General features: G+C 53.1%; 10 protein-coding genes. 1 reads left to right on the plus strand and 9 read right to left on the minus strand.

The features are described from left to right. Positions 1-70: 70 nt before the first annotated feature. The 4 genes from prfB to hpf all read right to left on the minus strand — a co-directional run bounded on the left by prfB (position 71) and on the right by hpf (position 5,001). Positions 71-1,175 (minus strand): peptide chain release factor 2 gene (gene prfB, locus ETR37_RS16550; protein WP_122983794.1). Its coding sequence is split into 2 segments (ribosomal slippage): positions 71-1,099 and positions 1,101-1,175, totalling 1,104 coding nucleotides; the frame shifts between segments, so codons are not numbered across the junction. A gap of 93 nt (positions 1,176-1,268) precedes the next feature. Next, positions 1,269-3,782: a preprotein translocase subunit SecA gene (gene secA / locus ETR37_RS16555; protein ID WP_060788269.1), complete on the minus strand. Its 2,514-nt coding sequence runs from the start codon at positions 3,780-3,782 to the stop codon at positions 1,269-1,271. A gap of 108 nt (positions 3,783-3,890) precedes the next feature. Further along, positions 3,891-4,364 (minus strand): hypothetical protein, encoded by a 474-nt coding sequence (locus tag ETR37_RS16560; RefSeq protein ID WP_129447541.1) that lies wholly within the window; start codon positions 4,362-4,364, stop codon positions 3,891-3,893. Between the two features lie 85 nt (positions 4,365-4,449). Continuing rightward, positions 4,450-5,001, minus strand: a complete 552-nt coding sequence (hpf, locus tag ETR37_RS16565; RefSeq protein WP_129447542.1) for a ribosome hibernation-promoting factor, HPF/YfiA family — start codon at positions 4,999-5,001, stop codon at positions 4,450-4,452. Positions 5,002-5,175: 174 nt separating this feature from the next. Between hpf and ETR37_RS16570 the strand changes: the two genes are divergently transcribed. Then, the gene (locus tag ETR37_RS16570; RefSeq protein ID WP_015375821.1) at positions 5,176-6,255 is read left to right on the plus strand and encodes an HD-GYP domain-containing protein; all 1,080 of its coding nucleotides are present in this window, start codon (positions 5,176-5,178) and stop codon (positions 6,253-6,255) included. A 294-nt stretch (positions 6,256-6,549) separates the two neighbouring features. Here ETR37_RS16570 and ETR37_RS16575 read toward each other — a convergent pair whose 3' ends face one another. From ETR37_RS16575 to flaG, 5 genes are all read right to left on the minus strand, one after another. Then, on the minus strand, positions 6,550-6,936 hold the full coding sequence (locus tag ETR37_RS16575; RefSeq protein WP_129447543.1) for a DUF8042 domain-containing protein: 387 nt from the start codon (positions 6,934-6,936) through the stop codon (positions 6,550-6,552). A 13-nt stretch (positions 6,937-6,949) separates the two neighbouring features. Next, entirely contained in the window at positions 6,950-7,303 is a 354-nt protein-coding gene (gene fliT, locus ETR37_RS16580) for a flagellar protein FliT (protein WP_129447544.1), read from the minus strand. Beyond that, the gene (gene fliS / locus ETR37_RS16585; protein ID WP_110107569.1) at positions 7,303-7,704 is read right to left on the minus strand and encodes a flagellar export chaperone FliS; all 402 of its coding nucleotides are present in this window, start codon (positions 7,702-7,704) and stop codon (positions 7,303-7,305) included. Before fliS ends, fliT begins: the two co-directional genes overlap by 1 nt. Positions 7,705-7,866: 162 nt before the next feature. Next, a complete protein-coding gene (locus ETR37_RS16590) occupies positions 7,867-9,369 on the minus strand; it encodes a flagellar hook-associated protein 2 (protein ID WP_129447545.1) in 1,503 nt (500 codons plus the stop codon). 15 nt (positions 9,370-9,384) lie between these two features. After that, a complete protein-coding gene (gene flaG, locus ETR37_RS16595) occupies positions 9,385-9,744 on the minus strand; it encodes a flagellar protein FlaG (RefSeq protein ID WP_129447546.1) in 360 nt (119 codons plus the stop codon). Positions 9,745-10,100: the final 356 nt, after the last annotated feature.

The following is a 10,100-nucleotide window of genomic DNA, read 5'->3' on the forward strand; positions in this document are numbered from 1 at the left end:
CGGGACTTTCACCCTATAGACTGCACCCATGCCGGGCGCACACGAAAAAGGACGATCCGATGATCGCCCTTTACTTCAACTTCGCACGCAAATACGCGTCGATGAACACATCAATTTCCCCATCCATCACCGCTTGCACATTGCCGACCTCGACGTTCGTCCGATGGTCTTTGACAAGCGAATACGGATGGAAGACGTACGAACGAATTTGGTTGCCCCAGCCGATTTCTTTTTGCTCGCCGCGCAGCTCAGCGAGTTCGGCTTGTTGCTCCTCGAGTTTCTTTTGGTACAATTTCGCCTTCAACATATTCATCGCTTTTTCGCGGTTTTTGATTTGCGACCGCTCCGATTGGCACGTGACGACAATCCCGGTCGGCAAGTGGGTGATGCGCACGGCCGAGTCGGTCGTGTTGACGTGCTGCCCGCCCGCGCCGCTTGAGCGGTACGTGTCGATTTTCAGCTCTTCCGGCCGGATCTCAATTTCAATGTTATCATCCATCTCCGGCACAACCTCGCACGACACGAACGACGTATGGCGGCGGCCTGAGGCGTCAAACGGCGAGATGCGAACCAGCCGATGCACCCCTTTTTCCGCTTTTAAATAGCCGTAGGCGTTGTGCCCTTTAATGAGCAGCGTGACGCTTTTAATCCCGGCTTCCTCGCCCGGGAGGTAATCGAGCGTCTCGACTTTAAACCCTTTTTTCTCCGCCCAGCGCGTGTACATGCGCAACAGCATCGACGCCCAGTCTTGCGACTCCGTGCCGCCCGCACCCGGGTGGAGCTCCAAAATAGCGTTGTTTTGATCGTACGGCTCATTGAGCAGCAACTGCAACTCAAACTCGCTGAAGTCTTTCATCAGCTTTTTCGCTTCCTCGACGAGCTCAGCTTGGAGCTCGTCATCCGGCTCTTCCTTGAGCAGTTCGTACGTCACTTCCAAGTTGTCAAACCGTTCTTCAAGCGAGGAAAATTCCTCGACGAGATCTTTGAGCGCATTCACTTCGGAAATGACCGCCTGCGCCGCCTTTTGATCATCCCAAAAGTTGGGCGCCGCCATTTGCTCTTCTAATTCGCGAATGCGCGCCTGCTTCGCTTCGAGGTCAAAGAGACCCCCTGATTTCCGCTAATCGCTTAGCCATTTTCTCAAGCTCTTGCTTGATTTCCACCAAATCGATCATGTTGTCCTCACCTCATCATCAATATAGTATGCCAACGATGAATGTCTGCCATTCAAAAGGGAGGCCGAGCCTCCCTTTATTATTTATAAACGGTTATACCACTCTTCCGCAACAATGTTTATATTTTTTCCCGCTCCCGCACGGGCACGGGTCGTTTCGGCCGACGCGCACCGCCTTGCGGACCGGTTTTCTCTTCGGTTCTTCGCCGTCTTCTTTCGGGTGAACCGCTTCGCCTTTGGCCACCTCTTGGCGCTCAAGGTTATGGTGAATTTCCGCCTTCATAATATAGGTGGCGACTTCCTCTTCAATCGCCGCAATCATCTCCTCAAACATGGCGTAGCCTTCCATCTGATATTCGCGCAGCGGGTCGACTTGCCCGTAGGCGCGCAAATGGATGCCTTGGCGAAGCTGCTCCATCGCGTCGATATGGTTCATCCATTTCATATCGACAGCGCGCAAGACGACGACGCGTTCAAACTCGCGCATCTGTTCCGGCGGGATTTGCGCTTCTTTCTCATCATAGCGCGCCTTCACTTTCGCCCAAATGAGCTCGATCATCTCTTCGGGCTCTTTGCCACGCAAGTCAGCTTCCGTTACATCCCCTTCCGGAAGCAGATGGGCGTTGAGATACTCAACGAGCCCTTTCAAATTCCATTCTTCGGGAACCTCTTCTTTCGGCGTATGAGCGTTGACGACGCGCTCGATCACCGATTGGATCATCTTTTCGATAATGCCGCGCAAGTTGTCGGAATCGAGCACTTCATAGCGCTGGCGGTAAATGATTTCCCGCTGTTCGCGCAGGACATCGTCATATTGAAGCAGTTGCTTGCGGGCGTCGAAGTTGTTGCCTTCGACCCGTTTTTGCGCCGACTCAACGGCCCTTGTCACCATTTTGCTTTGAATCGGCTGCGAGTCGTCCATCCCAAGGCGGTCCATCATGGCCATGAGGCTCTCGGAACCAAAGCGGCGCATCAACTCATCCTCAAGCGACAAGTAAAACTGCGACACCCCAGGATCGCCTTGGCGTCCCGAGCGGCCGCGCAGCTGGTTATCGATCCTCCGGCTTTCGTGACGCTCCGTGCCGATGACCGCGAGCCCGCCAAGCTCCTTGACCCCTTCGCCAAGCTTAATGTCCGTCCCGCGCCCGGCCATGTTCGTCGCAATCGTCACCGCGCCTTTTTGCCCCGCTTGGGCAATGATCTCCGCCTCTTTCGCATGGTTTTTCGCGTTTAAGACGTTGTGTGGGATGCCCCGTTTTTTGAGCATCTCTGACAACATCTCGGACGTTTCGATCGCCACCGTGCCGACGAGCACCGGCTGCCCTTTCGCATGGCGGGCGGCGATGTCCTCAACCACGGCGCGGAACTTCCCTTCCATCGTCCGATAAATCAAATCCGGACGGTCTTCACGAATGACCGGCCGATTCGTCGGAATGACGACGACGCGCATGTTGTAAATGTTGCGGAACTCTTCCTCTTCCGTCTTCGCCGTCCCCGTCATCCCCGCCAACTTTTCATACATGCGGAAGTAGTTTTGGAACGTAATCGTGGCTAAGGTCATCGACTCGTTTTGAATCTCGAGCCCCTCTTTCGCCTCAATGGCTTGATGAAGCCCATCGCTGTAGCGGCGGCCGTGCATCAAGCGCCCGGTGAACGGGTCGACGATGATCACTTTTCCGTCTTGCACGACGTAGTCGACATCGCGCTGCATCGTCACGTGCGCCCGCAGCGCCAGCTGAATATGGTGGTTGAGCGTGACGTGTTTCAAATCGAACAAGTTGTCGATGCCAAACGCGCGCTCCGCTTTGTTGATCCCTTCTTCCGTCAGCTGGACGCTTTTCGTCTTTTCATCGTATGTGTAATCGACATCTTTGCGCAACGTGCGGACAAACGCATTCGCCTGCACATACAGCTTGGTCGACTTCTGCGCCGTGCCGGAAATGATGAGCGGCGTCCGCGCTTCATCGATCAAAATCGAGTCAACCTCGTCGATGATCGCATAATAGAGCGGCCGCTGCACAATGTGCTCTTTATAGAGCACCATGTTGTCGCGCAAATAGTCAAAGCCAAACTCGTTGTTCGTCCCGTACGTAATGTCGGCGTTGTACGCCGCCTGCTTCTCCTCGCGCGACATGCCGCTTAAGTTCAAGCCGACGGTCATGCCTAAAAACTCATACAATTTGCCCATTTCCGTCGCATCGCGCGTCGCCAAGTATTCGTTGACTGTCACGACATGCACGCCGCGCCCCGTCAAGGCATTCAAATAGACGGGCATCGTCGCCGTCAACGTTTTCCCTTCCCCAGTTTTCATCTCGGCGATGTCGCCTTCATGCAAGACGACGCCGCCCATAATTTGCACTTTATATGGGTACAAGCCAAGGACGCGCTTCGCCCCTTCGCGCACAACGGCAAACGCCTCAACAAGCAAATCATCGAGCGATTCGCCTTGTTGGTAGCGGGCTTTGAATTCCTCGGTTTTTTGCCGCAGCTGTTCATCGGACAGTCGGGCCATCTCCGGACCGAGCGCATCCACTTGATCCGCAATTTTCTCGAGCCTTGCCAACTGACGCTTGTTCGGGTCAAATACTTTTTTTAAGACTCCAAGCATAGGAAACGCTCCTTATTTTTCATGGACTCACTTCTTCATCATATCATTTACAGGGATAGGTGACAACTGTTGCACAGGCTTAGAGAGGGGCATGTCCAAAAGAGGGAATCACGCCTTGGACGGAAGCTGCTCAATCGCCGCTTCCGCATGGTGAAGCCGCCGGTTCAGCGCATAAATTTCAAAACTTTTCTCCTCAACTTTTTCATGAATTTTGCGAAGCAATATTTGCACATCATCCACAAGCTGCGTTTCGACCCGATGAAGCGTCTCTTTCACTTCCTCCAATTCAGTTTCCACACCATTCAACCGCGTTTCCACGCCGTCCAACCGGGTCTCTACACCATTCAACCGCGTTTCCACGCCGTCCAACCGGGTCTCTACGCCGCCCAACCGCGTTTCCACACGGTCTAACCGCTCTTTCACCGCGCCCATTTCCTGTTCGAGGCCGACGAGGCGTCCGTTCATCTCCGTCAAACGGCCATCCATCTGCTCAAACCGTTGGCGAGTTTCTTCTTGGAACACCAAAAATCCTTTTTCCATGTTGTCCAACTTGGACAAAATTTGACGCAACAATTCCTCCATCGCTCTCCCCCATTTTGATTTTTCTCATGCATATTATAACATCCCCTGCCAAAAAAAGCAGGGGATGCGCACAAGAGGCAACCGTTTAATTCGCCTCGATCAATCCGTATTTTCCGTCTTTGCGGCGGTAGACGATGTTCGTCCGGTTTGTTTCCGCATTGGTGAAAATGAAGAAGTTGTGCCCCAACAAATTCATCTGCAAAATCGCTTCTTCGCTGTCCATCGGCTTCAAGCTGAAATGTTTCGTGCGCACGATTTCAAACTCCTCTTCATTATTCTCCGCCGCGGAAGCGCCGCTTGGCACAGGGGCAGCCAGCTTCGCTTCTTTCTCGCGGTCGCGCAGCTTCCGATTGACTTTCGTTTTATGTTTGCGGATTTGCCGCTCGAGCTTATCGGTTACTAAATCGATGGCCGCATACATATCTTCATGGCGCTCTTCAGCGCGCAGCAACAAATGCGGAATCGGAATGGTCACTTCGATTTTCCCTTGTCCATCGTTATAGACTTTTAAATTGACATGGACATTCACGTCATCGGTGCGATCGAAATAGCGCTCCAATTTGCCGATTTTTTTCTCCACGTACTCGCGCAGCGCTGGCGTGACTTCGATGTTTTCCCCGCGAACGTTATACATCATCGCTGACCACTCCTTATCTTTAAAACTGTAAATCCCTACACTTTTTTATTACCCATCCAATCCATGTTTCAATCAAAAATATTTTTGAAGATTTTGTGAAAAACACAGGAAAATATGGTAAGATAGACATAGGTGTTTTTTCTTATGATGTGGAAGGTACGGAGTGTGTGAACGATGCGAAAGGTCCATATTTCCCATGCGAAAAGCGGTGACGTGCTCGCTGTCGACTTGTTCGCCGCCAACGGCAGCGTCCTTTTGTCGCGCGGCGTGCGGCTGACAAGCGGCTACATCCGTTCTTTAGCACAAAAAGGGGTTCAATACATTTATATTGACGACAAACAAACATATGACATCCGCCCGCGCCCGCTCATCAGCCCGACCGTGCGCCAGCAGGCGGTGAAAAAAGTGTACGAGACGATGACGGCCTTGATCGAGCAAAAAAAGCTGCTCAGCCGCGCCTCCTCGCTCGATTTGGGAAAAGAGTATGAAAAAGTGTTCAAAGACATTTTGGACTACTTATTGAAGCAAGAAAACTTGCTCATCAACTTGTCGGATTTGGTCATCTCGAACGGCTACTTTTTCCACCACTCGGTCAACGTGGCCACCATCGCCGGCGTCATCGGCATCGCCAAAGGGTATCGCCCCCAGCAGCTGCTTGACCTCGGCATCGGCGCGCTGCTGTTTGACATCGGCATGACCCAGCTGCCTGACGGTCTTTGGCGGAAAAAAGGAGCCTTGACGGAAGAGGAAAAGGAAATCGTCCGCCGCCATACATATCTCGGCTTCGAACTGCTGCGTCGCCAGCGCAACATCTCGCTCTTTTCCGCCCACTGCGCCTTGCAGCACCACGAGCGGTGCGACGGCAGCGGCTACCCGCGCGCCTTATCGGGCAAGGAAATTCACGAATACGCCCGCATCGTCGCCATCGCCGACGTCTTTGACGCCTTGACGTCAGCGCGCTACCACCGAAGACAATACTCGCCGCACGAAGCAGCCGAATACTTATCCGCGGCGGGCGGCATTTTGGACTACGAGCTCATTAAGCTCTTTCTTTCCTACATCGCTGTCTACCCGGTCGCCACGACCGTCAAACTCAACACCGGAGAAGTCGGCGTCGTCTCCCAAGTGTTTCCGGGTTTCCCGCTCCGCCCCATCGTCCGCGTCATCAAAAATCCCGCGGGCGAGGAGCTGAAAAGTCCGTATGAGATTGACTTGCGGAAAGAGATGAACATCACGATTGTGAAGGCGGTTTGAAGCGAAAAGGACAGCACAGCGCTGTCCTTGCTTTTTTTCCGTTCTCTACTTAAACATCCGTGGCCGCCCGTACAACGAGCGAAACCGTGACAGCACGTTCCCTGCCGCTGCCCCGCGTTCCATGCCAGCTGCCACCCCGTCGGTCATTCGTTCCCGTCGCGTGGCGCTGCGCTGGTCCCAATGCCTCCCTCCGACAGACAAGGCTGGCGGATGATCGTCCCTACCTTGCGTTGGAATGGACTGGCGATGGATTGTATCTCCCCCTAAGCAATGACCTCACCAATGGATCCATCCTCATTGGACGACATACCGCCGCAAGCCGTCTTCAACCGCGAGCTTCCACGCCTGAAACGCAGGCGACAACCGCCCGCAGACAATGCGCTCCCTCGCCGCCGCATCGGAAAGCTGTCCACCAAGCGCCGCGGCCGCTTCCAACACATCCGCAAACCGTTCGATATGGCCGACCAAATCGCTCTCCCCAGCGAACAGCTCGCATAAATACACGTTCGTCTCGCCGATTTTCCCAAGCGCAAGCAAAATATCCCTAAGCAACACATCGGCATGCATCCGCCGCGGATCGGAAAAGCTCGCCTCCACATAGTCGAGCCCTTCCTCGATCGTCTCGAGCAGCGAGGTATACTGGCGGATGATGTCGAGCGCCGCGTCCGTCAACCTCGCCATCCAAAAATCCCACCTATCGTCGCTTATCGTAAAACATCCCGTCAAACGAAAGCGGCTGCTCGTACGGATGAACGTAGCAGGCGTTCGCCTGCCGCTTCGCCCCCGCCATGCGCAAATCGTTTCGAATCTCATCACCCACGCGGTGAAGCCGCCTCTCAATTTCTTCATTCCAAGCGATGATCTCGCGGCCAAGCCGCTGCTCTTCCTCGCTGTACGGCGGACGCAGCTTCCAAAGGAGCTCCTGGCGCTCCCGAAGCAATCGATCAACCGTCCGAAGCCGCTCTTCCCGTTCCTCGGACGGCCACGGCAGCGCCGTCGCCTCCAGCAGCTCCTTCGTCACCCGCCATACATCATGCACCACGCCCATTACGCCTGCCCGCCTTCCGCGTATTGGCGCTGCCGGTTCAGCTGAATCACTTGCTTCCACGTATCGCGAAACTCGACGACATACCCTTCCACCTCGTCCAAAATCGCCGCATCGCTTTTCACATTCGCCTCGATCAGACGGCGGTAGATGTAGTCGTACATCGTCATCATCGACTTCGCAACCTCATACTCCATCTTCAACGTCTTCATCAGTTCCAAAATGATGTTTTGCGCCTTAATCAAATTCTCATTGCGCGCCGCAATGTCCCCCTTCTCGATCGCCTGGCGTGCGAGCTTGATAAACTTCAAGCAGCCGTTATACAGCATCAATGTCAACTCCCCAGGCGACGCCGTCTGCACGGCGTTCGCTTGGTAGTGTTGATACGGATTGTTTGTCGCCATCTTCCGTCACTCCTTTTCTATGATTCTATGATGTCCACCCCATCGCCAAGCCATCATCTGATTCAACGGGCCGCGCCGAACGCCCTTCATCTGTTGCCATCCGTGAGCGTGGTCGCTTCTTCCCCCACTGTCACCGCGACAGCGCCTCAGCCTTCAAACCGCTTACCCCTGCATGCCGCCGCCAAAGGCGTTCATCAAGTACATGCTTTGCTGGTTGGCGCGCTGAATCGCTTCTTCCATCGCCGTGAATTGGCGGTAGTAGCGGTCTTCAATTTGTTTCAAACGGTCTTGGAAGCGGTCAATTTGGTCATTGATTTCGATTAAATCGCGCCCGATCGCAAACTGCTGGTTCGTCCAAATCGTCTTCCCCGCTTTTTGCTCAATCTTCCCGATCGTCGCTTTGATCGTGTCACGCAGGCGGCGGGCGATCCCTTTTTCCGCATCCGTCGCCCCGTCTTGGTTAAACAGTTGATAGACGGCATCCGGGTTTTCCTTGATTTTCTCCCGCAGCTTCGTCTCGTCAATGATCAACTTCCCACCGTCAAGGTAATTCGACGACGTCGTAATCCCGATTTGCGCGAGCTGCGAGAACCCGCTTGGAATGTTCGCTCCTTCGACTTTCGTGTACACATTCATCCGCATTTGGCTTAAGGCGCTCGACAAAATCGAATCGCCGCGAAGCATCCCGCTGCGCGCCTTTTCTTCCCACAGCTCGATTTGCTTTTCCGTCATCGCTTCTTTTTGCTCATCCGTCAGCGGCGGATAGTCGCGATAGCGCTCTTCTTTCAGCTCGGCGTTGATTTTGTCGATCGTGTCGTTGTATTTGTCGACAAACCCTTTAATGGCGTTAAACATCGCGTCCGCGTCCGTCTCCACCGACACCGTCGCCGTGCCCGTCCCTTTCACCGTATACGTCACACCGTTGATCGTAAATGTGTTCGACGAGCGGGTCGTTCGCAAGCCGTTGATGGTGATGTCGGCGTCTTTCCCTGCCGTTTTCCCCGTGAGCTCTTGCCCCGCTGCAGTATTCGTAAACCCTAATTGCGCAAAAAAGTCCACCGTCGCCTGGTCGGCGAGCACTAGACTCGCCTGCGCCCCCATCTCTTTTTTCATGATCGAAACCCGCCCGGTCTGCTCGTCGTAAAACGCGCTGACGCCAAGATCTAGGTTGCTGTTGAGTTGGGCGATCACCCCATCGAGCGTCGTTCCTTGTTTTACCGTGATCGTCGCCTGCTTCGTCGTCCCATCCCCGTTTGTCACGTTAATCGTCAGCGTGACATCGGCGTCTACCGAGAAACTCGCTTTATCCACCCTTTTCGTAGCATCGGACAGCCAGACGGCCGATGTGGCCACTTGATTGACTTGAATCGCCGCCGCCACGTTCGCCGCACTCGAGCCCGCCGTCGCTGTGACGACCGATTCGTTCGAACTCGAGACGGTTTTTTTGAACATGCTGCTTTGGAGGGTGATGTTGGAAAACAAGTAGTCATCGAGCCCTTGCAGCAGCGTGTTCATCGACCGATAGTCATCGCGCTGCCACTCTAAAATTTGCTTTTTCTGTTTCAACTTATCAAGCGGCATCCGTTCCACTTTCATTAAGTCCTTAACGATCTGGTCGATATCCATGCCGCTCGCCAAACCGCCAATGCGCATGTTGCTTGCCAAATTCACTCACCACCGTTAAATTTTTTTATCGACAATTAAACCGACAAATTCCATCATCGCCGCGTACATATCCAACAGCTTCTTCGGCGGGATTTCTCGAATGACCTCATCCGTTCGCTCATCAATGATTTGTACGTAATATTCCTGCAGCTCGTCATGCAGTTCAAACTTTAACGACGTATGGCTTGGCTGAAGGAATTCGTTTAAGCCTTTCACTACTTCTTCTAGTTTTTCTTTTGGAATGTTTTGCTGCGGTGCTTCCGAAGTGCTAGAATGATTCTGCTTTTGCGACTCGATCACGCTGCTTGCCTTTTCATTGCGAACACTTTCATACAAATAAGAAGGAGAATGCGAAGAGACCCTTTCCACCGACATAACGCCCGCTCCTTTGCATGAACACTATCTATGTTTTATATCGGATAAAGATGGAGAATTGTGAAGGGGGAGGGAACAATAAATGCAATCCATATAAAAATCAGGAGATGATGATAATTTCATTTCTTGTGTATAATACTTGTCAATTGTTGAAAATAGCGGGGGTATCATAAGCAAAAACTAACGAGGGGGAAGTAGAAACTTAAAAGGGGAATATAAAAGAGTAACTGTAGATGAGCATTTTTCATTACAATAATTTCCATGGTCAGAGAGACAAACAAGGTACCTCTTAGGCGACATGGAGCTGTTTTTTGATCACATCAATGGGAATATCTTGATTTGCGGCGTTACAAACG

Origin of the sequence: Geobacillus sp. PK12 (assembly GCF_004123125.1) — a bacterium.
Lineage (GTDB): Bacteria > Bacillota > Bacilli > Bacillales > Anoxybacillaceae > Geobacillus > Geobacillus zalihae.